This window comes from Terrabacter tumescens (genome assembly GCF_014646815.1).
Lineage (GTDB): Bacteria > Actinomycetota > Actinomycetes > Actinomycetales > Dermatophilaceae > Terrabacter > Terrabacter tumescens.
Genome location: NZ_BMNZ01000006.1, coordinates 404925 through 428069 on the forward strand (window position 1 = coordinate 404925; position 23145 = coordinate 428069).

Consider the following 23145-nt stretch of genomic DNA (forward strand, 5'->3'; position numbering starts at 1 on the left):
CTCTAGCCTGCAGGGGTGTCCAGCCTGCCGACCTCTGCACCCCGCGTCGTCGTGCGCGGCTCCGGCTCGATCGGGCAGCGGCACGCGCGCGTCTTCCGCCAGGAGGGCGCGGACGTCTCCCTGTGGCCCGTGCGCGACCGGCACCTCGCGCCCGACGCCGTGGACGAGGCGACCGGCGCGCACCTGCTCGGCGACGCAGCAGGCCCCGAGTCCCTGCGTGACTCCTTCGTCGTCGTCGCCACCGACACGGCCCGGCACGTGGCCGACGCGATCGAGGCGCTCGACGCCGGCGCCGAGAAGGTGCTCGTCGAGAAGCCCGTGGCTCCGACCGCCGAGGACGCCCGCGCGCTGCTCGAGCACCCGCGGCACACTGCGGTGTGGGTCGCGGCGCCCCTGCGCGCCCACGAGGCCTTCCGGCACCTGCGCCGTCTCGTCGGCCGCCTCGAGCGCGGCGGCTCGGCCCACGTCTGGTCGCAGTCGTGGCTGCCCGACTGGCGGCCCGACCGCGACTACCGCGAGTCCTACTCGGCCCGGGCCGACGAGGGCGGGGTGCTTCGCGACCTCGTCCACGAGATCGACTACGCCACGGTGCTGTTCGGCGAGCCGGCGCTCCTTGGCGCCGGCGTGGCGACGGGCGGGCCTCTCGACATCGCGGCCGAGCAGGCCGCCACCCTGCTGTGGACCGCCGGCTCGTTCGCCGTGACGACCCGCCTCGACTACATCACCCGCCCCGCGACCCGAGGCGTCGTCGTCCACTCCCCCGACGGCATCCTCGAGTGGGACGTCGCCCGCGCCACCGTGCGCCACACCACGCCCGACGGTGACGTGACCGAGCAGGTCTTCGAGCACGACCTCGACCGCGACATCGTCATGGGCACCCAGGCGCGCGCCGCGATGACGCTGCGCCCGACGGACCCGGCGGACGAGCGCGTCGCCCGCGGCGCGCCGGCCACGCTCGCCGAGGGCATCGCCGCCGTGCGGCTCTGCGACGAGGCCCGCGTCTCGGCCGACGCACGGAGCAGCACCACCAACCGCACCGACACCGAGGACGGCACGTGACCGACCAGCACCCACCCCGCGTCCTCGCGGTCATCCCCGCACGCGGCGGCTCGAAAGGCCTGCCGGGCAAGAACATCCGGCCGATGTGGGGTCTCCCGCTCATCGCCCACAGCGTGCGCGCCGCGGCGCTGACGCCCGAGGTGACCCGCTGCGTCGTCACGACCGACTCGGCCGAGATCGCGGACGTCGTGCGCACGCACGGCGGCGAGGCTCCCTTCCTTCGCCCGGCCGAGCTCGCCGCCGACGACACCCCGATGGCGCCCGTCGTGCGTCACGCCCTCGAGTGGGTCGAGCGCGAGGAGGGCGTGGCCTACGACGCCGTGCTGCTCCTCGACCCGACGAGCCCCGCGCGGGTGCCGTCGCAGCTCGCCCGGGCCGTGCGCCGCCTCACGACGAACCCGGACCTCGACGGCGTCATCAGCGTCAGCGAGCCGACCTTCAACCCGGTCTGGGTCGGGGTGCGACCCGACGCGGGCCGGGGCGGCGCGCTCTCCCGCTTCTTCGACTCCGGCACCGGCGTGACCCGGCGCCAGGACGTCGACCGCTTCCTGCGGATCAACGGCAACTTCTACCTGTGGCGCTCCGACTTCGTGCGGCGCCTGCAGGCCTCGTGGTTCGACGAGGGCACCCACGAGGGCCTCGAGATCCCGGAGGCCCAGGCCTTCTCCATCGACGACGAGTACGAGTTCCGGCTCATCGAGGCGCTCATCGGCGCGGGACTCATCACCCTGCCGTGGCTCGACGTCCCCGACACCGCCACCGCGACGGAGGACCGACGATGACGACCGCCCCCACCACCTCGCTCAGCGGGCGCACCGCCGTCGTGACCGGAGGCGCCGGCCCCCTCGGCCGCGTGCTCGCCGACGCGCTGGCGACAGCGGGCGCGCGGGTCGTCGTCGTCGACCTGGACGACGCCGCCTGCGCCGACGCCGCGGACTCGCTCACCGGGTCCGGGCACGTCCCGGTCGGCGCGAACCTCCTTGAGCCCGAAGGACTCTCACGGGTGGTCGACGCCGTCCACGACCTCGGCGCCTGCGACGTCCTCGTCAACAACGCGGCCTTCACCGGCACGTCCGGCGTGCCCGGGTACGCCGTGCCGTTCGACGAGCAGACCGACGACGCCTTCGCGATGGCGCTGGCCCTCAACCTCACGGCGCCCTTCTCGCTGACGCGCCGGCTCGCGCCGCTCCTGCGCGCGTCGGGCCACGGCAGCGTCGTCAACGTGTCGAGCATCTACGGTCTCGTGGGCCCCAACATGGGCCTCTACGAGGGCACCCGGATGGGCAACCCCGCGGCCTACGCGGCGAGCAAGGGCGGCATCGCCCAGCTGACCCGCTACCTCTCGACCGTGCTGGCGCCCGAGGTCCGGGTCAACGCGTTCGCCCCCGGCGGCATCGCCCGTGGCCAGGACGACGCGTTCGTCGAGCGCTACGAGCGGCTGACGCCTCTGGGTCGGATGGGCACCGAGGACGACTTCCGCGGCGTCGTCACGTGGCTCGCCTCGGACGCGTCGGCCTACGTCACCGGCCAGGTCGTCGCCGTCGACGGCGGCTGGACCGCCTGGTAGACGACCCGCGGGTCGAGGTGATGCCGGCCCCCGGGTGGGTACCGGCATCACCTCGAACGCGCGTGGACTCGGCTGGACTCGGCTGAGTCAGCCCTTGAGCTCGGGTGCGACCGTCTGCTCGAAGAGCTCGATGCCCGAGCGGTCGTAGGCGGCCTCGGCGAAGTACGTGATGGCATACGTCATCCCGCGCGCCTGCATGTCCGTGAACATCGAGACGATCTTGTCGGGCGTGCCGACCGCGGGCTGCTTGCGCAGGTCCTCGACGGAGGCGGCGGCCTTGTCGTCGGCGACGCCGCCCTTGCGCAGCAGCTCCCCGTAGAACTGGAGGCGGTCCTCGACGTCGGCGTCGGTCTCGCCGATGACGACGTTGTAGTTGGCCGACCGGACGATCTCGCCGAAGTCGCGGCCGCGGTCGTCGCAGTGGCCCTTGAGGATCTCGCTCTTGTGGTCGAAGCCCTCGGGGCTGCCGTCGAAGTTCGTGTAGTCGGCGTACTCCGCCGCGATCTTCAGCGTCACCTTCTCGCCGCCACCGGCGATCCACATCGGGATGCCGTTGAGGGCGCTGCCCGGGTGGCTCGTGCCCTGGAGCGGCCGGGGCGCGCAGAGGGCGCCGTCGACCTGGTAGTACTTCCCGTCCAGCGTCGCCTCGCCCGTGGTCCACATGTCGCGGAAGACCTGGACACCCTCGCGGAGCGCGCCGAGGCGGTCGCCGGCCTTGGGGAAGCCGTAGCCGTAGGCGCGCCACTCGTGCTCGTACCAGCCGGCGCCGATGCCCATCTCGGTGCGGCCACCGGAGATGACGTCGACGGTCGCGGCGACCTTCGCGAGGTAGGCGGGGTTGCGGTAGGCCATGCACGTGCACATCTGGCCGAGACGCACCCGGCTCGTGGCGGCGCCGAAGCCGGCCATGAGCGACCACGCCTCGTGCGTCGCCTCGCCCGAGGGCTGCGGCACCGTGTGGAAGTGGTCGTAGACCCAGATGGACTCGAAGACGTCTCCGTCGTCCGCGTGCTTGGCGAGGTTGACCATGACTTCCCACTGGCGGGCAGGCTCGATGCCGACGAGATCCATCCGCCAGCCCTGGGGAACGAACATTCCGAATCGCATCCAGCCATCCAACCACGCTCGCCCGAGGGTGACCCCGGGCCGATCCGGCGCCGCGGGCGACGATGCGGCAGGCCCCGTGTGAGGATGGCGGCATGAGTGCGCACCACAACGACCCGAACGTCATCCGGGACCTGCTGCACACCCCGGCCACGTGGGCCGTCGTCGGGCTCGGCGACAACCCCGACCGCACGGCGTACCGCGTCTCCCTGTGGCTCCAGCGCGAGCTCGGCATCCGGCTCGTGCCCGTGCACCCGAGCGCGGCGAAGGTCCACGGCGCCACGGGCTACAAGACGCTGACCGACATCCCCGACGGCACCGTCGTCAAGGTCGTCGACTGCTTCGTCAACAGCGAGCGGGTCGGCGCGGTCGTCGACGAGGCGATCGCCGAGCGCGAGCGGCTCGGCATCGAGGCCCTGTGGCTCCAGCTCGGCGTCATCGACGAGGAGGCCGCGGCCCGCGCCGAGGGCGCCGGGCTCGCGGTCGTCATGGACACGTGCCCCAAGATCGAGTACCCCCGGATCCAGCCCGGCGACGGCTCGTCCGCCGTCACCGACTGACGTCCACCCGGTGGCGGTCCGGCTCTTCATGCGGCGCTGGGGCGAGCCCGGCGCGCTCCCGCCCGTCCTCCTCGTCCACGCGACGGGCGAGACGTCGGCTGACTGGGCGCAGGTGGTCTCCGGCCTGGCACGCGACCGGCTCGTCGTCGCCGTCGACCTGCGCGGCCACGGCGCGAGTCCCCGGCCCGGCAGCTACGCCCTGTCGGAGCTGGCGGACGACGTCCTTCCCGTCGCCGCGAGCCTTGCGACCGAGCACGGGAGGCCGGCCGACGTCGTCGCCCACTCCCTCGGTGGTCTCGTGGCGTGCCTGCTCGCGAGCCGCCGGCCCGACCTCGTGCGCCGGCTCGTGCTCGAGGACGTGCCCGTGCCGCACCCTCGGGAGCCTCGGCCACCGACGCGACCGGACGGCGAGCTCGCCTACGACTGGGACGCCGTGCTGCAGGTGCGGGCGCAGATCGACGACCCCGACCCCCGCTGGCCCAGCATCGTCGCCGCCGTCACCGCTCCCACGCTCGTGGTGTGGGGTGGCCCGAGCAGCCCGATGCCGGCCGAGCACGTCAGGCAGATGGCCGAGACCGTGGCCGACGGTCGCCTGCTGCGCATCGACGCGGGCCACCTGGTCCACGCCGCCCAGCCCGGCGTGTTCACGGCCGCCGTGCGCGGCTTCCTCGCCGAGCCCGACTGACCAGAGGGCGACCGACCCGAGGGCGTATGCCGTCGGTCCCGTCCACACTCCCCTGCGGCGGGGCGGTGGCTCAGTCGGACAGACCGCGGGCGACCTGCTCGCGCAGGGCCGCTCCCTTGGCGTGCGCCTGGTCGCGCAGGTCGGCCTGGAAGGTGACCATCTGCTCGCGGACGTCGGCCGCCAGCTCGTCGCCGCCGGTGCCGACGATGCGGGCGGCCAGCAGACCGGCGTTGCGGGCGCCGCCGATCGACACCGTCGCGACGGGCACCCCGGCGGGCATCTGGACGATGGAGAGCAGCGAGTCCATGCCGTCGAGGTACTTCAGCGGCACGGGCACGCCGACGACGGGCAGCGGCGTCACCGAGGCGAGCATGCCGGGCAGGTGCGCGGCCCCGCCGGCGCCGGCGATGACGACCCGCAGGCCACGGGCGGCGGCGCCCTGGCCGTAGGCGATCATCTCGTCGGGCATCCGGTGCGCCGAGACGACGTCGGCCTCGTAGGGGATGCCGAACTCCTCGAGCGCCCGGGCGGCCTCGCGCATGACGGGCCAGTCGCTGTCGCTGCCCATGACGATGCCGACGACGGGCGAGGTGGGGCTGGTGGCGCTCTCGGTCATTCGGTGATCACTCCTCGGAGGTAGTCGGCGGCGTGGCCCGCCCGCTCGCGCGCGTCGTCGAGGTCGGTCCCGCTGACGTTGACGTGGCCGATCTTGCGGCCGGGGCGCACGCCCTTGCCATAGACGTGGACCTTGGCGCCGGGGTCGCGCGCCATGATGTGCCGGTAGGCCGGGTAGAGGTGCTCGTAGTCGCCGCCGAGGACGTTGGCCATGACGGTCCACGGGGCGCGGGGCCGGGGGTCGCCGAGAGGGAGGTCGAGGACGGCGCGCAGGTGCTGCTCGAACTGGCCGGTGACGGCGCCGTCCATCGACCAGTGGCCGCTGTTGTGCGGGCGCATCGCGAGCTCGTTGACCACGTAGGACGAGGCGTCACCCGTCGCGCCGCGCACCTCGAACATCTCGACGGCGAGCACGCCGGTCACGCCGAGCTCGCCGGCGATCCGGAGGGCGGCCTCCGTGGCGACCGAGGCGAGGTCCGCGTCGAGGGCCGGAGCGGGCGCGAGCACCTCGGTGCAGATGCCGTCGGTCTGGACCGTCTCGACGACGGGCCACGCCGCGGCCTGGCCGGACGGGCTGCGGGCGATGAGGACCGCGAGCTCGCGGACGAAGTCGACCTTCTCCTCGAGGAGCAGGCCGTGCTCGAGCGGGCCGGGCTCACCGATGCGCGAGATCCACTCGGTGAGGTCGTCGGCGCTCGACGCGACGGAGACGCCCTTGCCGTCGTAGCCGCCCCGGGGGGTCTTGGCGATGATCGGCCAGCCGACCTCGTCGCCGAAGGCCGTGACCTCCGCCGCGGTCGTGGCGCGCGACCAGCGCGGGCAGGCGATGCCGAGGCCCGAGAGCCGCTCGCGCATCGCGAGCTTGTCCTGGGCGAAGTGCAGCGCGGCCCGCGTCGGGTGCAGGGCCACGCCGTCGGCCTCGAGCGCCTCGAGCAGGTGCGGAGGCACGTGCTCGTGGTCGAAGGTCACGACGTCGCAGTGCGCGGCGAAGGCCCGCAGGGCCTCGAGGTCGGTGTGCTCCCCCACCGGGGAGCTCGGCACGACGAGCGCCGCTGCTGCGGTGTCGCTCTCGGCGAGGACCGACAGCTGGACGCCCAGCTCGACGGCCGGGCCCTGCATCATGCGGGCGAGCTGACCGCCGCCCACGACACCGACGACGGGAAATCCTCCGGGGGCGCGCTTCGGCTGGCTCACGCCGCCCAAGCGTAGTCGGCGTCAGGCGTGGGGGTCGTGGCGGCCCGGGACGGCGCCTCCGCTGCTGCCTGCTCCGGCCGCCGCGGCCGTCGCGGCGGCCTGCTCGGCCTCGTCGGTGAGGACGGCCTCGACGTGGCTGGGATCGGCGAGGTCGGGGTGGTGGGTGCGCACGGCCGCGAACGTCCACAGCTTGTTGAGCACGAACGACACCGGGGTCACGACGGCGATGACGATGAGCTGCGCCCAGTAGAGCCGGGTCCGGAAGCCGGTGGAGTCGTCGAGGAGCGTCGGCGAGAGGTGGATCGGCGAGTCGAGGTGCATGAGCAGGGTCAGCAGCACGAGGCCGACGACCTGGCCGAGCAGGCCGACGGCGAGGAACGGCCAGTACTCGTGCCACCACCGGGCGTGCTTGCTCGTGCGGAAGGTCCACGTGCGGTTGAGCTGGAAGTTCCAGAGGTTGGCCACGAGGAAGGCGATCGTCGAGTAGACGTGGTACCAGCGGACGTTGAAGTCGGTGCCCGGCACCGGGAGGATGGCCTGGTTGAATCCAGGGCCGAGCTTCTTGACGACGACGAGGGTCAGCAGGTTGACGAGCACGCCCGAGGCGCCCACCACCGCGAACCGGAGCAGCAGCAGCCAGTTGTGCCGGTGGCGCACGAACAGGAACTCATGCAGGCGCCTCACGCGCGAACCCTACCCCGCCTCGCCGTGCCTTTCCGGTCAGTCGGTCTCGGCCTCGGAGAGGAACAGCGCGAAGCGGGCGGGCTGGGCCTGGACGAGGTCGAGGCGGCCGCCGTTGGACTCGGCGAGGTCACGCGCGAGGGCCAGCCCGAGGCCGGTGCTGCCACCGGCGCCGCTGCTCACCGAGCGCTCGAAGATGTGCGGCGCCATGGCGGCCGGCACGCCGTCGCCCTGGTCGCTGACCTCGACAATGACCGACGGCCCCGACCGGCGGGCGTGGACGTCGACGGTCCCCCGCCCGTGCACGAGGGAGTTCTCGAGCAGGGTCGAGAGCACCTGCGAGAGGGCGACCGGCGTCGACCGGACGAAGAGGCCGCGCTCGCCGCGCACCCGCACCGAGCGGCGGGCCTGCTCGAAGGCTGGCTGCCACTCGCGCTGGAGGGCCGCGATGACCGAGTCGAGCGACACCGCGGGCGAGGGTCCGCCGGAGCCCCGGGTGCGACCGAGCAGGTCGTCGACGACCCGGGTCAGCCGCTCGACCTGGGCGATCGCGATGGTCGCCTCCTCCTTGACCACCTCGGCGTCGTCGGTCTCCGAGATCTCCTCGAGGCGCATGAGCAGGGCGGTCAGCGGCGTGCGCAGCTGGTGCGAGGCGTCGGCGGCGAAGTCGCGCTCGGCGGCCAGCGACTTCGTCATGTCGTGGGCCCGGCGGTTCATCACCCCCGACACGTGGTCGATCTCGTCGATGTCCGAGTGCACCGGCGTCAGGCGCGCCTCGCCCGCGGCGAAGCGGTCGGCGAGCTGCACGAGCTCCTGCGACGACCGCTCGACGTGGGTGCGCGTCCCCAGTGTGACGAGGTAGGCGGCGGCGCCGCTGATCGCGCCGATGGCGAGCATGACGGCACCGAAGCGGCCGATGCCGACGGAGGGGTCCGACGCGATCCAGGTCCTGACGGAGTCCGGCCGCTGCGTCACGGCGAAGCCGACGACGACGGTCGAGAGCAGGACGAACAACCCGGCGCAGACGACTGCGGCGACGAGGGCCATCCGGTCGAGCACCCGGCGCACGGTCAGTCGGCCTGAGGTCGCTCGAAGCGGAAGCCGACACCACGGACGGTGGCGATGTACTGCGGTGAGGTCGCGTCGTCCCCGAGCTTCCGGCGCAGCACCGAGATGTGCATGTCGAGGGTCTTGGTCGACCCGAACCACGCGGTGTCCCAGATCTCGCGCATCAGCTGCTCACGAGAGACGACCTTGCCCTGCTCGCGCACGAGGACGCGCAGCAGGTCGAACTCCTTGGCGGTCAGCTGCAGCTCCTCGCCCTTGAACCAGGCACGCCGTCCGTCGGAGTCGATGCGGACGAGCTCGCCGGACGCGACCACCTCGGTGGGGGTGCGGCGCAGCAGGGCCCGGACGCGGGCGAGCAGCTCGGCGAGACGAAACGGCTTGGTGACGTAGTCGTCGGCGCCGGCGTCGAGCCCCACGACGGTGTCGACCTCGTCGGCGCGGGCCGTGAGGATGAGCACCGGGATGGCGCGGCCCTCGGCGCGGATGCGGCGGCACACCTCGAGCCCGTCGATCTTCGGCAGCCCCAGGTCGAGGAGCACGAGGTCGGGATTCTCCTTGGCACCGTCGAGGGCGGCCAGGCCGTCCTCACGCACGTCGACGTCGTAGCCCTCCCGCCGCAGCGCACGGGCCAGCGGTTCGGAGATGGCTGGGTCGTCCTCCGCCAGGAGCACTCGGGTCATGTCACCGTCCTCAAGATCTGCCGGTCCGGGGGCGCACCGACCGTGGTGAGCCTATCGACATCGGCCCGAATTGCACCCTGACGCCCCGACGGTCCGGGATGCCGTTCCTCAGCGACCGGGCCAGACGGGCCGACGCTTCTCGGCGAAGGCGGCGACGCCCTCGCGCCGGTCGCCGGAGAAGGCCGTGGCGCGCCAGCAGCCGTCCTCGATCTCGAGGCCCGCGTCGAGGCCGACGTCGGCGCCCAGACGCATCGCGCGCTTGGCGTTGCGCAGCCCAACGGGCGAGTTGGCCGCGATGGTCCGGGCCAGCTCCAGGGCCGCGTCACGGGCCGAGCCGGCGGGCACCACCTCGTCGACGGCTCCGAGCTCGAGGGCCTCCGCGGCCGAGAGACGCGCGGCGCTGAAGATCGCGCGGGCCGCGCGTGACCAGCCGACCCGGCGCACGAGCAGCTGCGTCCCACCGCCGCCCGGGATGACGCCGACGCTCACCTCGGGCAGCCCGACCACCGCGCCCTCCCCCGCGACGACGACGTCGCACGACAGGGCCAGCTCGAAGCCGCCCCCGAGGGCGAAGCCGTCGACCGCCGCGATGGCCGGCACGGGCAGGTCGAGCACGCCGCCGTAGGCCGCCCGCGCGACGGGACGCTGCGCCATGAGGTCGGCGTCGGAGAAGGCGTTGCGCTCCTTGAGGTCGGCACCGACGCAGAAGGCCTTGGCGTGGCTCGACGTCAGCACGACGCAGCGCACGGTCTCGTCGGCGGCCACCTGCGCCGTCGCCGCGGCGATGGCGCGCGCCATCTCCGTCGACACGGCGTTCATGGCCTGCGGGCGGTCGAGGACGATCTCGGCCACGTGCGCGAGGCCCGGGTCCTCGAAGCGCTCGACGCGGACGAGGGGGGCGAGGCCGGTGGCGTCGGCCCCGGTGGGCGCAGTGGGCGCAGTCGGCGTTGACGGCATACGTCGGTCTCCTTCGGGGCTCACGCGTCGGTGCGTGGGCCGGTTCGGTCGGGGGGTTCGATACGTGCGGCGGGCTCGGCGCCGGCCGGGGTGGGCGCCCCCGAGACGGAGCGGCGGCCGGCCGACGTGGCGCGGCGCAGCAGCGAGGGCGTGACGGGTCCGACGCCGCGCAGGATGCGGCGGCGCTGTCCCGTCAGCTCGAAGCCGGAGAGGCTGGCCAGCTCGCGTGCCATCGTCGCGTCGACGAGCACGCTGCCGGCCTGGGCGACCGCGGTCAGCCGAGAGGCCCGGTTGACGGTCGTGCCGAAGACGTCGCCGAGCCGGGAGATGATCGGGCCGCGGGCCATGCCGCACCGGACGTCGGGCAGCACGTCGTCGTTCGTCATCGTCTCGACGAGGTCGAGCGCGATGGCCGCGGCCGGGGCGGCGCCCATCGTCGTGAAGAGCACCTCGTCGCCGACGGTCTTGATGAGGCGGCCGCCGTGCGCGGTGATGACGTCGGCCGAGAGCGCCTCGAACCGGGAGACGAGCCGCGCGAGGTCGCGCTCGGACATCCGGCGCACGAGCGCCGTGAAGTTGACGAGGTCCGCGAAGCCGACCGACCGCATCTTCGTCATGCCGTACGCCTCGGGGTCGGCGTCGGCGAGCATGCGGGCCACCGTGGCCGACAGGTGCCGGCGCCACGCGTAGACGAGGAGCGGCTCGAGGCGGTCGGTGAGGACCGCGAGCCGCTTGGCCGTCTCGGTGGCCGTCTCGAGGCTCGGCACCGAGCGCGACTCGTGCTCGTCGTCGCCCTCCTCGGCCAGCGCCGCCGTCATGTGGGTCTCGACGGCCTCGGCGATGAGCTGCGACTGCCAGCCCGCCAGGCGGTCGGCGGAGCGAGCGAAGGCGCGCGTCATGGCGAGCGCCGTCGACTCGTCGAGCAGCCCGTCCCGCACGATGCCCGCGACCGAGGCGAGCGCCTTCTGGTCGGCCTCGGTGAACAGCTCGTCGTCGGTGTCGACCACCGGGAAGCCCAGCGCGTGCCAGAACTTGCGCGCCGACAGCAGGGACACCTCGGCCCCGCGGCTCACGTCACGGCGGCGCAGGCCGAGCGGGCGCCCGAGCAGCTGCTCGGTGAAGTCCTCGTTCGGCCGCCCGACCGGCTCGAGCGGCTCGAGCGGCTCGAGCGGCTCCGCACGTTCGGCCGGCTCGAGCGGCTCGGCCGGCTCGAGCGGCTCGGCCGGCTCGAGCGGGCCGGCGCCCGTCCCCGACTCCGTCATGGGGCGATCATGCCAGTCCGCCGGCCGCCGGTCGGACGTGGACGACGTCGCCGGCAGCGAAGGTCCTCAGGCCATCCGCGGTGCGCACCACGAGCCCCCCGTCGTCGTCGACCGACTCGGCCGTGCCCTCGGCCGCACCCCCGGCGGGCAGGTGCACACGCACCTGCAGACCGAGGGTGGAGCACGCCTCGCGGTAGGCCGTCCGCGCCGCCTCACGCGCGGCGGTCCCCGACCCACGGCCTTCGTGCACGCCTGTACCCGACCGCCCCCCAGCGCCCGCCCCTGCGAGCACGTCCGTCAAGTGGTCGAGGTAGGCGAGCAGCAGGTCCTCGCGGCGCACCCGACTGCCCGCGAGGGCGAGCGAGGTGGCCGTGTCGACGGGCACCTCGTCCCTGGTCTGGTCGACGTTGACGCCGGTCCCGACGACGACCGCCTGGCGGCCCCCCGAGGTGACGAGCTCGCAGAGGATGCCGCTCAGCTTGCGGTCGGCGTCGTCGGCGAGCAGCACGTCGTTGGGCCACTTGAGGCGCGCCGTCAGGGGGTGCCCCGCTGCCCCGGTCACGTCGCGCACGGCACGTGAGAGCGCGAGCCCGGCCAGCAGCGGCATCCAGCCGGCCTGGGCGGCGTCCGCGACGGGCACCGCGACGCTGACGGCGAGAGACGCCCGGTCGGGGACGGTCCAGGCGCGTCCCAGCCGCCCGCGCCCGCCGGTCTGGTGGTCGGTGAGGACGACCCACCAGAGGCCACGGTCGTCGTCTGCGGGCGACACGGCATACGCCCCGCTCGTCGGGGACGACCCGGTGAGCAGCTCCCGCAGTCGGGTGTTGGTCGACCCGAGGGCGGGGTGGAACTCGACCCCGCGCCACGGCCGTCCGGACGTGACCAAGGCCGCACTCACAGTCTCGATGTCGAGCGAATCGCGCACGTCCACAAGGCTAGAGTGCCGACCATGGCAACCGATCACGCCGTCGCAGAGCAGCCGACCAGCACGTCGGACCAGAGCACGACGCCTGCGGCTCCGGCGCCCCCCGAGCCCGACCTCGGCACCACCGCAGGCAAGCTCGCCGACCTCAGGCGACGCGTCGCCGAGGTGGCCAACGCCGGGTCGGAGCGCGCCGTCGAGAAGCAGCACGCCCGCGGCAAGAAGACCGCTCGTGAGCGCATCGAGATGCTCCTCGACGAGGGCACCTTCATCGAGCTCGACAAGTACGCCCGGCACCGCAGCAACAACTTCGGCCAGGAGAAGAACCGTCCCTACGGCGACGGCGTCGTCACCGGCTACGGCATGGTCGACGGCCGCCAGGTCGCCGTCTTCGCCCAGGACTTCACGGTCTTCGGCGGGTCGCTCGGCGAGGTCTTCGGCGAGAAGATCGTCAAGGTCATGGACTTCGCCATGAAGATCGGCTGCCCCGTCATCGGCCTCAACGACTCCGGCGGCGCCCGCATCCAGGAGGGCGTCGTCTCCCTTGGGCTCTACGGCGAGATCTTCTTCCGCAACGTCCGCGCGTCCGGCGTCATCCCGCAGATCTCGCTCGTCATGGGCCCGTGCGCGGGCGGCGCGGTCTACTCCCCCGCCATCACCGACTTCACCGTCATGGTCGACCAGACCTCGCACATGTTCATCACCGGCCCCGACGTCATCAAGACCGTCACCGGTGAGGACGTCGGCTTCGAGGAGCTCGGCGGCGCCCAGACCCACAACACCAAGTCGGGCGTCGCCCACTACATGGGCACCGACGAGCAGGACGCCATCGACTACGTCAAGGCGCTGCTGTCCTACCTGCCGAGCAACAACATGGAGACCCCGCCGGCCTACGGCGAGGGCGAGGCCGACCTGTCGGTCACCGACGACGACCTCTGGCTCGACACGTGCATCCCCGACTCGCCCAACGTCCCCTACGACATGAAGCACGTCATCGAGCATGTCGTCGACGACGGCGAGTTCCTCGAGGTGCAGCCGCTCTTCGCGCCCAACATCATCACCGGCTTCGCCCGCATCGACGGCATGGCCGTCGGCGTCGTCGCCAACCAGCCGATGCAGTTCGCCGGGTGCCTCGACATCGACGCCTCGGAGAAGGCGGCGCGGTTCGTGCGCACGTGCGACTGCTTCAACGTGCCGGTCCTGACCTTCGTCGACGTGCCCGGCTTCCTGCCCGGCACGAGCCAGGAGTGGGACGGCATCATCCGTCGCGGCGCCAAGCTCATCTACGCCTACGCCGAGGCCACCGTGCCGAAGATCACCGTCATCACCCGCAAGGCCTACGGCGGCGCCTACGACGTCATGGGCTCCAAGCACCTCGGTGCCGACATCAACCTCGCGTGGCCCACCGGCCAGATCGCCGTCATGGGCGCCCAGGGCGCCGTCAACATCCTCTACCGCAAGGAGCTCAAGCACACCGCGGAGACGGGCGGCGACGTCGAGGCCCAGCGCCAGGAGCTCGTCACCCACTACGAGGAGACCCTCGCCAACCCCTACGTCGCGGCCGAGCGCGGCTACATCGACACCGTCATCAGCCCGTCCAACACGCGGATGAACGTCACCCGCGCCCTGCGCGCGCTGCAGAACAAGCGCGAGACGCTGCCGCCCAAGAAGCACGGGAACATCCCGCTGTGAGCGCCGACACGACCGGGCCCACCGAAGCGATCGCCACCGCCGCGGCCATCCGGGTGAGCGGCAGCCCCTCTGCCGAGGAGCTCGCCGCGCTGGTCGTCGTGCTCTCCGCGCTCGGCGACGGCGGGGCCGCCCCGGAGCCCGCGCGGTCGGCCTGGTCCGATCCCTCCTACCGGCTGGTCGGCCCATCCGCGCGCCATGGCGGCTGGAGGAGCACGGGCCTGCCGCGCTGACCCGCCGGGACCGCGGTCGCGGACCGCTTCGGTTGGCCCGCTGACAGCCGCTTCCCCTAGTCTCGTTGCCCATGTCCGTCGACTCCACACCCACCGTCCGCATCGCGCAGCGCTACTCGCTGGGCGAGCGCATCGCCGTCGGTGGCATGGGTGAGGTCCACCTCGCGACCGACGAGCGGCTCGGCCGACAGGTGGCCGTCAAGGTCCTCTCGCCCGCGTTCGCCGAGTCCCCGGACTTCGTCGAGCGGTTCCGTCGCGAGGCCCTGACCGCCGCGCGTCTCTCGCACCCGAACATCGCTCAGGTCTACGACTACGGCGTCGACGGCGCCTCCCACTTCATCGTCATGGAGTATGCCGAGGGCCAGGACCTCGCCCACGTGATCCGGGAGCACGGCCGGCTCACCCCCGCCGACGCCGTACGCGTCGCCGAGCAGGTCTGCGCCGCCCTCGCGACCGCGCACCGCGCCGGAGTCGTGCACCGTGACATCAAGCCCGGCAACGTCATCGTCCGGCCCGACGGCTTCGTCAAGGTCACCGACTTCGGCATCGCCCGCGCCCTCGGGCAGGCGTCGCTCACCGACACCGGCACCGTCATGGGGACGGCCGCCTACGTCGCGCCCGAGCAGGCCCGCGGCGAGGCGACGACCCCGTCGTCGGACCTCTTCTCGCTCGGCATCCTGCTCTTCCAGATGCTGACCGGCGCCGTCCCGTTCGAGGGCGACACCCCTGTCGCGGTCGCGCTCCGGCACCTCGACGAGCCGGTCCCGCTGCCGAGCTCGCGGGTCGCCGACCTGCCGGCGAACCTCGACGAGGTCGTCGAGCGGGCCACGGCCAAGTCGCCCGCCGACCGCTACCCGGACGCCGACGCGATGGCGGCCGCGCTGCAGGGTCACGAGGTGTCCGCCGACGCCGCCACCCGGGCCATGCCGCTGGGCGAGGCGACCGCGGTCCTCGGCGCCGGCGCGGCGATGTACGGCGCGGGCACCACCGCCGAGGCGGCGACGGCCGTCGGCAAGGACGCCACCCGCGCGTTGCCCAGCCCCGCACCCGACCCGTCCCTCAGCCCGGCCCTCAGCACAGCGAGGATGCCGGTCGCGCCCTCAGCGTCCGCAGCGCCCTCGAAGCCCTCGAAGCCCTCGGCGCCGTGGCCGGCCGGTGACGCCCCGACCCGCCGCTCGACCCTCGCCGAGCGGCGCCGGCCCTCCGGACCGGGAGCCGTCGTCTGGGTGCTCGCCGCCGCCGTCGTGGCCCTCGTCGCCGTCCTCGCGTACGTCCTGCTGTCGGGCTCGGACCCGGCCACCCCGCCCGCCGCCGGGCCCCGTCCCTCCTCGAGCGCCTCGTCGTCGCCTTCGACCCCGCCCACGACCGCTCCGCCCGCGGACGGCAGCGCCGTCCCCGCGGGCCTCGTCGGCCAGCAGCGCGAGGCCGCGGTCAAGCAGCTCATCGGCCTCGGCGTCAACGTCCGCTGGGTCCTCGTCCGCTCGCAGGAGCCCGAGGGTGCGGTCATGGGCTCGTTCCCCGCCGAGGGTCAGCCGATGGCCAAGGGGCAGACCGTGGCCCTCGTCGTCAGCCGCGGCCACGCGCCCGACAGCGTCAACTCCTCGTTCGTCGTGCCCGACGGCCTCGCCGGCACCGATGCGAAGGACGCGGCCCGGACGCTGACGGGCGAGGACGTCCGGGTCACCCGCGTCACCATCCCGTCCGACGGCGGCGCGAAGGAGGGCCAGGTGCTGGCCACGTGGCCCGCGACCGGCAGCCGGACGACCGACGGGGTCGTGGTGCTCGTCGTGGCCGGCGGCGGCAAGGGCGCCTCCTCCGACCAGAGCGACTGAGCGCCGCCGCCGCGGGCCGCACGCGCGCCACAATGCACTGGCACGCATCCCGGGCCTGGATTACCTTCGCCGGGTGACCGACAACACCCAGACCGCGCGACCGCGCACCGATGTCGACCGCATCGCGGAGACCTACTTCGATGCCGCAGTCGCCCTCAGCCCCATCAACGCGACCTATCTCGGCGTCCCCGGTGGCGAGGAGGACCTCGACGACCTCTCGCCCACCGGCAACGCCGCCGCTTCCGAGCTGCGACGGGCGACCCTGGCCCGGCTCGGCGCCGCGGCCCTGGCCGACGACGTCGACCGGGTCACCGTCGCCGCCATGACCGAGCGCCTCCAGCTCGCCGTGGACCGGTATGCCGCGGGGCTCGACGAGATGTCGCTCAACGTCCTCGCCTCGCCGCTCCAGAGCGTCCGGGACGTCTTCGACCTCATGCCGCAGCACACCGCGGACGACTGGCGCGTCTTCGCGACCCGCATGGGCAAGATCCCCGCCGCCCTCGAGGGCTACCAGCAGTCGCTGCTCCTCGCCCGCGAGCGCGGGCAGGTCTCGCCGCGCCGGCAGGTCGAGGCCTGCGCGGAGCAGTCCCGCGACCTCACCACCGACGACGGCTACTTCGCCAAGCTCGTGGCCGACGCCAGCATCGGCGACGAGCCGCTCGAGCCCCAGCTGCAGGCAGCGCTCGCCGAGTCCGCGCAGGCCGCCGCCGCGGCATACGGCTCCATGGCGGACTGGCTCGAGCGCGAGCTGCTGCCGCACGCCCCCGAGGCCGACGCGTGCGGCCGCGAGCGCTACGCCCTCGAGTCGCGCTACTTCCTCGGGGCGACGGTCGACCTCGAGGAGACCTACCGGTGGGGCCAGCAGGAGGTCGCGAGCCTCCACGCCCAGATGAGCGAGATCGCCGACGGGCTCGAGTCCGGCGCCAGCGTCGAGCGCGGCGTCGAGATCCTCGACGCAGACGAGAAGTACCAGCTCCACGGCACCGACGCGCTCAAGGCCTGGATGCAGGAGCGCGCCGACGAGGTCATCGCGAACCTCAAGGACGTCCACTTCGACATCCCGGGTCCCGTCCAGACCATCGAGTGCATGATCGCGCCGACGCAGACCGGCGGCATCTACTACACCGGGCCGTCCGACGACTTCAGCCGCCCGGGTCGCATGTGGTGGTCGGTGCCCAAGGGCAACACCGAGTTCCGCACGTGGAACGAGCTGACGACCGTCTACCACGAGGGCGTCCCGGGCCACCACCTCCAGGTGGCCCAGACGGTCTACCGCTCCGAGCTGCTCAACCGGTGGCGCCGCCTCGAGGCGTGGACCTCCGGCCACGGCGAGGGCTGGGCCCTCTACGCCGAGCGGCTCATGGCCGAGCTCGGCTACATGGACGACCCGGGCAACCGCATGGGTTGGCTTGCGGGACAGTCACTTCGGGCTGCACGCGTCGTCATCGACATCGGTGTGCACTGCGGCTTTGACGCGCCCGACGAGGTCGGTGGCGGAGCATGGGACTACGACAAGGCCTGGACCTACCTCACCCGCTACGGCTTCATGGACGAGAAGATCCTGCGCTTCGAGCTCAACCGCTACCTCGGCTGGCCGGGGCAGGCGCCGAGCTACAAGATCGGCGAGCGCCTGTGGCTGCAGCTGCGCGACGAGGTCAGGCAGCGCGAGGGTGACGCCTTCGACCTCAAGGCCTTCCACCGCCGCGCCCTCGACATCGGCGGCGTCGGGCTCGACACCCTCCGCGGCGCGGTCCTGCAGGAGATCTGAGAGCTGCGCACCGGCGACGGCGCCGTTCCCCCGGGAGCGGCGCCGTCGGCACACCCGGCCGGGGCCGGCGCCTACCATGTCGTCATGCCGCCGAGTCCCCTCCCCGACGTGCCCGCCGTCCAGATCGTCCTCGCCTCGGCGTCGCCCGCGCGCCGCTCGACCCTGCGCTCGGCGGGCGTCGAGCCGGTCGTCCACGTGAGCGAGGTCGACGAGGACCTGACGGTCGCCGAGGCGACCGAGCGCTACGGACTGCTGGAGCCGGCCGACATCGCCCTGCTGCTGGCGCGGGCCAAGGCCGAGGACGTCGCCGGCCGCGTCGACGACGAGGTCGTCGTGCTCGGCTGCGACTCGGTGCTCGAGCTCGACGGCGAGGTCCACGGCAAGCCGGCCGACGCCGAGGAGGCCGTGCTGCGCTGGCAACGCATGCGGGGCCGCTCGGGGGTGTTGCACACCGGCCACTGGCTCATCGACGAGCGGCAGGGCGGCGGCGCCACGCTCGGTGCGACGGCCTCCACGACGGTGCACTTCGCCGAGATCTCAGACGGAGAGATCGAGGCCTACGTCGCCACGGGTGAGCCGCTCACGGTGGCCGGGGCCTTCACCATCGACGGCCTCGGCGGCGCGTTCATCCAGGCCGTCGAGGGCGACCACCACAACGTCGTCGGGCTGTCCCTGCCGTTGCTGCGCGAGCTGCTCGCGGACGCCGGGATCGAGTGGTTCGACGTCGTCGGCAGCCTGCGCCGGGGGCCCGACTGCGGCTGAGGTCCCCGGCGACGACCGGCCTCAGGGGTAGAGGTCGTCGGTGAGGTTCTCGATGACGAGGTAGTGCTCGGTCCACCACCACATCTGGGCCGCCCCGACGACGACGACGAGGCCGAGCAGCCAGTAGCGGTAGCGGCTCCACCAGCGCAGCTTGAGGAACCACGCGATGATCAGCGTCATGGGGAAGGCCAGCAGGGCGTAGCGCACCCGGCTCGGGGTCGTGCTCGTCACGAGGATGATGTACGCCGGGTAGGCGCCGGCCCAGCCCCAGATCTCCGGGCCCCAGCGCCACGAGTTCTTCGAGAGCATGAACCACGCGAACGCCGCGATGCCCAGCACCCCGGCCACCTGGCCCATGACGCCCCAGTAGTCGTAGAGCAGGTTCCACCACAGGTAGAGCTTGATCTTGGTCTCGATGTTCCAGGCGAGCATCGTGTCGTTGTACGCGTTGGGGGTGTCCGTCGCGATGGTGACGATGGTCGGCCAGAGCCAGGTCAGGGCGCCGGCGTATGCCGCGAGCGCCCCCAACCCGACTCGCAGCCGCACCGGGTGCTCTCCCTCGTCACCCGTGCGCCAGCGCACGACCCCGTGGGCGAGGATCACCGGCACCATGGCGATCACGACGTTGCGGCTCAGCGAGAGCACGAGCAGCGCGACCGCGACCCACCAGTACTGCCGGCGCCGCAGCAGCCACAGCACGGTGACGACGCCGAGCAGCGCCGTGGACTCGGTGTAGGAGGCCGAGAAGGCCGGCGAGGCGATGAAGAAGCAGGTCGCCACGACGGCGACGATGGCCTCCCAGCGGCCCACCGCCTGGTCGACGAGCTTGAAGAGCATGTGCATCGCGACGAAGCCGATGAGCGTCGAGAGCATCGGGGCCACGACGCCGAAGGGCAGGCCCGTCACCTTCATGACCATCCCGGCCGTCATCGGGAAGACCGGGAAGAAGGCCCACGGGTTCATGTCGATGCCGCCCCAGCCGACCCGGGGCAGCACGGCGGGATAGCCCTGCTCGGCGATGACGCGATACCACTGGCCGTCCCAGCCGGTCATGATCGCGTTGTAGCCGGGGTCGGCGGGCGAGGGGTAGAAGATGCGGATGTTCGCCGTCCCGATGGGCAGCGGTATCTGGTAGCGCGAGAGGTAGTTCGCCGCGACCCAGACGAAGAGCCGCGAGAGGGCGAAGACGGCGAACGGGAACCAGACCGGGAAGCGGCGCCAGAACGGCGCTCTCAGCTCCGCGTCGCGGTCGGGGTGCTCGAGCCGGTGACCGAGGCGCGGCTCAGACCGGCGGGACGGCGCGTCGGCGCTCGCTGAAGTGACGGTCACGCCGGGAAGCATAGGCCAGTCGGCGCACGAGGTCCGAGCGCAGTTCATCGGCCTCGATGATCGAGTCGAGCACGAGGTCGGCGGCCAGACGCTCGATGTCGACGTCCTCCTCGTACTCGCGGCGGCGATCGGCGACGAATCGTGCGCGTTCGTCCGGGTCGGCGATCTCGGCGATCTTGTTCGCGTAGACCGCGTTGACCGCGGCCTCGGGGCCCATCACGGCGATCCGGGCCGTCGGCAGCGCGATGGTCGCGTCCGGCCCGAAGCCGGGGCCGCCCATGGCGTAGAGCCCGGCGCCGTAGGCCTTGCGGACGATGACGCAGAACTGCGGCACCGTCGCGGACGAGACGGCGCTGACCATCTTGGCGCCGTGGCGGATGATGCCGCCGCGCTCGACCTCCGAGCCGATCATGAAGCCCGGGACGTCCGCGAGGTAGACGAGCGGGATGTTGAAGGCGTCGCAGAGCCAGATGAAGCGGGCGGCCTTGTCGGCGCTGTCGGTGAAGAGCACGCCGCCCTTGACCATCGAGTTGTTGGCGACGATGCCGACGGTCTGCCCCTCGAGGCGGCCGAAGCCGATGACGAGCTCCCCCGCCCAGAGCGGCTTGAGCTCGAAGAACGAGTCGTCGTCGACGAGCCCGTCGATGACCTCGTGGATGTCGAACGGCACCGACTCACGCTCGGGCACGGTCGCCCGGGTCAGCGGGGTCGCGGGCGCCTCGACGGCATACGTCGGCGGGTGCTCGCGCCAGCTGCCGGGCACGTAGGAGAAGTAGAGCTTCGCGAGCTCGATCGCCTCGGCGTCGTCGTGCGCGAGCAGGTCACCGACTCCCGAGACCGTGCAGTGCATGCGGGCGCCGCCCATCTCCTCGAGAGAGACCTTCTCGCCGACGACCATCTCGGCCATGCGCGGGCTGCCGAGGTACATCGAGGCGTTGCCCTCGACCATGATGATGAGGTCGCAGAAGCTCGGGATGTAGGCGCCGCCGGCCGCGCTCGGGCCGAAGAGGCAGCAGATCTGCGGGACCTTGCCCGAGAGGGCCACCTGGTTGTGGAAGATGCGTCCGGCGCCGCGGCGGCCCGGAAACATCTCGACCTGGTCGGTGATGCGGGCACCGGCGGAGTCCACGAACCAGAAGACCGGCAGCTCCTCGCGCAGCGCCATCTCGGTGGCGCGGACGATCTTCTCGACCGTGCGGGCCCCCCACGAGCCGGCCTTGACGGTCGGGTCGTTGGCGATGACGATCGCAGCGCGGCCGTCGACGGTGCCCCGCCCCGTGACGACGCCATCGGCGGGCAGGCCCGGCTGGAGGGCGTTGGCGTAGCGCCCGTCCTCGACAAAGCTGCCCTCGTCGAAGAGCAGCGCGATGCGGTCGCGGACGTAGATCTTGCCCTGGGCGTCGAGCTTGGCCTGGGCCTTGTCAGGGGCGCTCGCGGAAGCCGTGTGGGCCGCCGCGAGGCGCGCCCTCACGTCGGCGACGCGCGGGTCACCGGGCACGGTGGGCTCGGCGGCGGCACTCATGCCGGCAGCCCGAGACCGCGGGCGATGAGCATGCGCTGGACCTCCGAGGTGCCCTCCCCGATCTCGAGGATCTTGGCGTCGCGGTAGAAGCGGGCGACGGGGTACTCCTCCATGAAGCCGTTGCCGCCGAAGACCTGCGTCGCGATGCGCGTGGCCGTGACCGCGGCCTCCGTCGAGTAGAGCTTGGCGATGGCGGCGGCGTGCTTGACCTCCTTGACGGAGCGCTTGCCGGCGTGGAGCTCGTCCTTGAGCCAGGCGGCCTTGTAGGTCAGCAGGCGCGCGCCCTCGACCATGACGGCGAGGTCGGCGAGCTGGAAGGAGACGCCCTGGTTGACGCCGATCGGCCGACCGAACGCGGTGCGTGTCCTCGCGTAGTCGGTGGCCAGCTCGAGGCAGGCCTGGGCGCAGCCCACGGCGAGCGCCGAGATCGCGATGCGCCCGTCGTCGAGGGTCTTGAGGAACTGCTTGAACCCCTCGCCCTCGGCGCCGAGGAGGTGGTCTGCCGGGACACGGCAGTCCTCGAACGTCAGGCCATGGGTGTCGGAGACGTGCCAGCCGAGCTTGTGGTACGCCGGCTCGACGACGAAGCCGGGGGTGCCGGCCGGGACCATGATCGCCGAGAGCTGTGCCGAACCGTCCTCGTTGGTGCCGGTGCGCGCGGTGACGGTGACGACCGAGGTGATGTCGGTACCGGAGTTGGTGATGAACGCCTTGGCCCCGTTGACGACCCACTCGTCGCCGTCGCGGACGGCCTTGGTGCGGGTGGCGCCGGCGTCGGAGCCCGCCTCGGGCTCGGTGAGGCCGAAGCCGGCGAGGGCGCGACCGGAGACGAGGTCGGGCAGGAAGCGCTGCTTCTGCTCCTCGGTGCCGTAGGTGAGGATCGGGTTGATGCCGAGCCCGACACCGGCGGAGAGCGTGATGCCGATGGACTGGTCGACGCGGCCGAGCTCCTCGATGGCGACACAGAGGCTCGTGAAGTCGCCGGCGTCACCCGCGCCGCCGTACTCCTCGGGCACGACGAGGCCGAACAGCCCGAGGTCACCCATCTTGGGCACGAGGTCGGTCGGGAAGTAGGCCGCGGCGTCCCACTTGGCGATGTTGGGCGCGACCTCCTTCTCGGCGAAGTCGCGGACGACCATCCGGAAGTCCTCGTGGTCCTGGCTGAGCTCGAACATCGCTGTTCTCCTGAAGCTGTCGCGGTCATCACGCGCTCGTGACGCGTGCTTGACGTTGACGTAAACGTAAAGCACTATCGACACCATGACAAGTGCGCCGACGTGGACGATCGCCGAAGTGGCGCAGGAGTTCGACGTCACCCACCGCACGGTGCGCCACTACGAGGACCTCGGCCTGATCACGCCCGAGCGCCGCGGCACGCAGCGGGTCTACCACCGCCGCGACCGCACCCGCCTCGGGCTCATCCTGCGCGGCAAGCGCCTCGGCTTCCCGCTCGAGGAGATCCGCACGATCATCGACCTGTTCGACGCGCCCCGCGGACGGCGCACGCAGCTCGAGTACGTCCTCGGCCAGATCGACGAGCGCCGCACCGACCTCGAGCAGCGGCTCCGCGACGTGCAGGACGCCATCGCCGAGCTCGGGGAGTTCGAGCAGCGCTGCCGCGACGACCTCGGGCGCCTCGACCACGTGTGAGGGCTC

Annotated in this window: 23 protein-coding genes; 11 read left to right on the top strand and 12 right to left on the bottom strand. The window is 72.6% G+C overall.

Annotated elements, in window-relative coordinates; genetic code table 11:
- Positions 1 to 15 precede the first annotated feature (15 nt).
- Genes IEY30_RS17115 through IEY30_RS17125 form a run of 3 tightly spaced genes read left to right on the top strand, consistent with a single transcriptional unit; the run spans position 16 to position 2626 of the window.
- Positions 16 to 1059: a Gfo/Idh/MocA family protein gene (locus IEY30_RS17115; protein ID WP_229675060.1), complete on the top strand. Its 1044-nt coding sequence runs from the start codon at positions 16 to 18 to the stop codon at positions 1057 to 1059.
- Complete coding sequence (locus tag IEY30_RS17120; protein ID WP_052359009.1) at positions 1056 to 1841, top strand: acylneuraminate cytidylyltransferase family protein; 786 nt, start codon at positions 1056 to 1058, stop codon at positions 1839 to 1841. The genes IEY30_RS17115 and IEY30_RS17120 overlap by 4 nt, the downstream gene beginning before the upstream one ends.
- Positions 1838 to 2626: an SDR family oxidoreductase gene (locus IEY30_RS17125; protein WP_030203119.1), complete on the top strand. Its 789-nt coding sequence runs from the start codon at positions 1838 to 1840 to the stop codon at positions 2624 to 2626. The genes IEY30_RS17120 and IEY30_RS17125 overlap by 4 nt, the downstream gene beginning before the upstream one ends.
- Before the next feature lie 87 nt (positions 2627 to 2713).
- Here IEY30_RS17125 and IEY30_RS17130 read toward each other — a convergent pair whose 3' ends face one another.
- Positions 2714 to 3733, bottom strand: a complete 1020-nt coding sequence (locus tag IEY30_RS17130; protein ID WP_030203121.1) for an LLM class F420-dependent oxidoreductase — start codon at positions 3731 to 3733, stop codon at positions 2714 to 2716.
- Positions 3734 to 3825: 92 nt separating this feature from the next.
- Here IEY30_RS17130 and IEY30_RS17135 point away from each other — a divergent pair, with 92 nt between their 5' ends.
- Both IEY30_RS17135 and IEY30_RS17140 read left to right on the top strand, forming a co-directional pair.
- Positions 3826 to 4290, top strand: a complete 465-nt coding sequence (locus IEY30_RS17135; RefSeq protein WP_030203122.1) for a CoA-binding protein — start codon at positions 3826 to 3828, stop codon at positions 4288 to 4290.
- 10 nt (positions 4291 to 4300) lie between these two features.
- The gene (locus tag IEY30_RS17140; protein WP_043417381.1) at positions 4301 to 4975 is read left to right on the top strand and encodes an alpha/beta fold hydrolase; all 675 of its coding nucleotides are present in this window, start codon (positions 4301 to 4303) and stop codon (positions 4973 to 4975) included.
- A gap of 70 nt (positions 4976 to 5045) precedes the next feature.
- On the opposite strand, the gene purE is transcribed toward IEY30_RS17140, so the two are convergent.
- From purE to IEY30_RS17180, 8 genes are all read right to left on the bottom strand, one after another.
- A complete protein-coding gene (purE, locus tag IEY30_RS17145) occupies positions 5046 to 5591 on the bottom strand; it encodes a 5-(carboxyamino)imidazole ribonucleotide mutase (RefSeq protein ID WP_030203125.1) in 546 nt (181 codons plus the stop codon).
- The gene (locus IEY30_RS17150; protein WP_030203127.1) at positions 5588 to 6784 is read right to left on the bottom strand and encodes a 5-(carboxyamino)imidazole ribonucleotide synthase; all 1197 of its coding nucleotides are present in this window, start codon (positions 6782 to 6784) and stop codon (positions 5588 to 5590) included. The genes purE and IEY30_RS17150 overlap by 4 nt, the downstream gene beginning before the upstream one ends.
- A gap of 21 nt (positions 6785 to 6805) precedes the next feature.
- A complete protein-coding gene (locus IEY30_RS17155; protein WP_030203128.1) occupies positions 6806 to 7468 on the bottom strand; it encodes a GtrA family protein in 663 nt (220 codons plus the stop codon).
- A 36-nt stretch (positions 7469 to 7504) separates the two neighbouring features.
- Entirely contained in the window at positions 7505 to 8524 is a 1020-nt protein-coding gene (locus IEY30_RS17160; RefSeq protein ID WP_308423768.1) for a sensor histidine kinase, read from the bottom strand.
- An 11-nt stretch (positions 8525 to 8535) separates the two neighbouring features.
- Positions 8536 to 9213 carry a response regulator transcription factor gene (locus IEY30_RS17165; protein ID WP_030203133.1) on the bottom strand — a complete coding sequence of 226 codons (678 nt, stop codon included), beginning with the start codon at positions 9211 to 9213 and terminating at the stop codon, positions 8536 to 8538.
- Positions 9214 to 9321: 108 nt separating this feature from the next.
- Positions 9322 to 10170: an enoyl-CoA hydratase/isomerase family protein gene (locus IEY30_RS17170; RefSeq protein ID WP_030203135.1), complete on the bottom strand. Its 849-nt coding sequence runs from the start codon at positions 10168 to 10170 to the stop codon at positions 9322 to 9324.
- Between the two features lie 20 nt (positions 10171 to 10190).
- A complete protein-coding gene (locus IEY30_RS17175) occupies positions 10191 to 11432 on the bottom strand; it encodes an adenylate/guanylate cyclase domain-containing protein (protein ID WP_229675061.1) in 1242 nt (413 codons plus the stop codon).
- Positions 11433 to 11439: 7 nt separating this feature from the next.
- Positions 11440 to 12357, bottom strand: coding sequence for a biotin--[acetyl-CoA-carboxylase] ligase (locus IEY30_RS17180; protein ID WP_030203140.1), 918 nt, complete (start codon positions 12355 to 12357; stop codon positions 11440 to 11442).
- A 24-nt stretch (positions 12358 to 12381) separates the two neighbouring features.
- Between IEY30_RS17180 and IEY30_RS17185 the strand changes: the two genes are divergently transcribed.
- From IEY30_RS17185 to IEY30_RS17205, 5 genes are all read left to right on the top strand, one after another.
- Positions 12382 to 14046, top strand: coding sequence for an acyl-CoA carboxylase subunit beta (locus IEY30_RS17185; protein WP_030203143.1), 1665 nt, complete (start codon positions 12382 to 12384; stop codon positions 14044 to 14046).
- Positions 14043 to 14276: an acyl-CoA carboxylase subunit epsilon gene (locus IEY30_RS17190; protein ID WP_030203144.1), complete on the top strand. Its 234-nt coding sequence runs from the start codon at positions 14043 to 14045 to the stop codon at positions 14274 to 14276. Before IEY30_RS17185 ends, IEY30_RS17190 begins: the two co-directional genes overlap by 4 nt.
- 71 nt (positions 14277 to 14347) lie before the next feature.
- Positions 14348 to 16108, top strand: a complete 1761-nt coding sequence (locus IEY30_RS17195) for a protein kinase domain-containing protein (protein ID WP_052359011.1) — start codon at positions 14348 to 14350, stop codon at positions 16106 to 16108.
- A gap of 73 nt (positions 16109 to 16181) precedes the next feature.
- On the top strand, positions 16182 to 17876 hold the full coding sequence (locus tag IEY30_RS17200) for a DUF885 domain-containing protein (protein WP_030203146.1): 1695 nt from the start codon (positions 16182 to 16184) through the stop codon (positions 17874 to 17876).
- 84 nt (positions 17877 to 17960) lie between these two features.
- A complete protein-coding gene (locus tag IEY30_RS17205; RefSeq protein WP_030203147.1) occupies positions 17961 to 18638 on the top strand; it encodes a Maf family protein in 678 nt (225 codons plus the stop codon).
- Between the two features lie 21 nt (positions 18639 to 18659).
- Here the strand turns inward: IEY30_RS17205 and IEY30_RS17210 are convergent, their stop codons facing one another.
- Genes IEY30_RS17210 through IEY30_RS17220 form a run of 3 tightly spaced genes read right to left on the bottom strand, consistent with a single transcriptional unit; the run spans position 18660 to position 22664 of the window.
- Positions 18660 to 19967 carry a hypothetical protein gene (locus tag IEY30_RS17210; RefSeq protein WP_229675062.1) on the bottom strand — a complete coding sequence of 436 codons (1308 nt, stop codon included), beginning with the start codon at positions 19965 to 19967 and terminating at the stop codon, positions 18660 to 18662.
- Positions 19921 to 21489 carry an acyl-CoA carboxylase subunit beta gene (locus IEY30_RS17215; protein ID WP_030203149.1) on the bottom strand — a complete coding sequence of 523 codons (1569 nt, stop codon included), beginning with the start codon at positions 21487 to 21489 and terminating at the stop codon, positions 19921 to 19923. Before IEY30_RS17215 ends, IEY30_RS17210 begins: the two co-directional genes overlap by 47 nt.
- On the bottom strand, positions 21486 to 22664 hold the full coding sequence (locus IEY30_RS17220) for an acyl-CoA dehydrogenase family protein (RefSeq protein WP_030203152.1): 1179 nt from the start codon (positions 22662 to 22664) through the stop codon (positions 21486 to 21488). The genes IEY30_RS17215 and IEY30_RS17220 overlap by 4 nt, the downstream gene beginning before the upstream one ends.
- Positions 22665 to 22749: 85 nt before the next feature.
- On the opposite strand from IEY30_RS17220, the gene IEY30_RS17225 reads away from it, so the two are divergent.
- Positions 22750 to 23139: a MerR family transcriptional regulator gene (locus tag IEY30_RS17225; RefSeq protein WP_030203155.1), complete on the top strand. Its 390-nt coding sequence runs from the start codon at positions 22750 to 22752 to the stop codon at positions 23137 to 23139.
- Positions 23140 to 23145: the final 6 nt, after the last annotated feature.

Bases quoted from the DNA above. Each gene is read 5' to 3' on its own strand.
- IEY30_RS17125 (WP_030203119.1), top strand. From the start codon at position 1,838: ATGACGACCGCCCCCACCACCTCGCTCAGCGGGCGCACCGCCGTCGTG.
- IEY30_RS17130 (WP_030203121.1), bottom strand. From the start codon at position 3,733: ATGCGATTCGGAATGTTCGTTCCCCAGGGCTGGCGGATGGATCTCGTC.
- IEY30_RS17135 (WP_030203122.1), top strand. From the start codon at position 3,826: ATGAGTGCGCACCACAACGACCCGAACGTCATCCGGGACCTGCTGCAC.
- purE (WP_030203125.1), bottom strand. From the start codon at position 5,591: ATGACCGAGAGCGCCACCAGCCCCACCTCGCCCGTCGTCGGCATCGTC.
- IEY30_RS17165 (WP_030203133.1), bottom strand. From the start codon at position 9,213: ATGACCCGAGTGCTCCTGGCGGAGGACGACCCAGCCATCTCCGAACCG.
- IEY30_RS17170 (WP_030203135.1), bottom strand. From the start codon at position 10,170: ATGCCGTCAACGCCGACTGCGCCCACTGCGCCCACCGGGGCCGACGCC.
- IEY30_RS17175 (WP_229675061.1), bottom strand. From the start codon at position 11,432: ATGACGGAGTCGGGGACGGGCGCCGGCCCGCTCGAGCCGGCCGAGCCG.
- IEY30_RS17185 (WP_030203143.1), top strand. From the start codon at position 12,382: ATGGCAACCGATCACGCCGTCGCAGAGCAGCCGACCAGCACGTCGGAC.
- IEY30_RS17195 (WP_052359011.1), top strand. From the start codon at position 14,348: ATGTCCGTCGACTCCACACCCACCGTCCGCATCGCGCAGCGCTACTCG.
- IEY30_RS17205 (WP_030203147.1), top strand. From the start codon at position 17,961: ATGCCGCCGAGTCCCCTCCCCGACGTGCCCGCCGTCCAGATCGTCCTC.
- IEY30_RS17215 (WP_030203149.1), bottom strand. From the start codon at position 21,489: ATGAGTGCCGCCGCCGAGCCCACCGTGCCCGGTGACCCGCGCGTCGCC.
- IEY30_RS17220 (WP_030203152.1), bottom strand. From the start codon at position 22,664: ATGTTCGAGCTCAGCCAGGACCACGAGGACTTCCGGATGGTCGTCCGC.
- IEY30_RS17225 (WP_030203155.1), top strand. From the start codon at position 22,750: ATGACAAGTGCGCCGACGTGGACGATCGCCGAAGTGGCGCAGGAGTTC.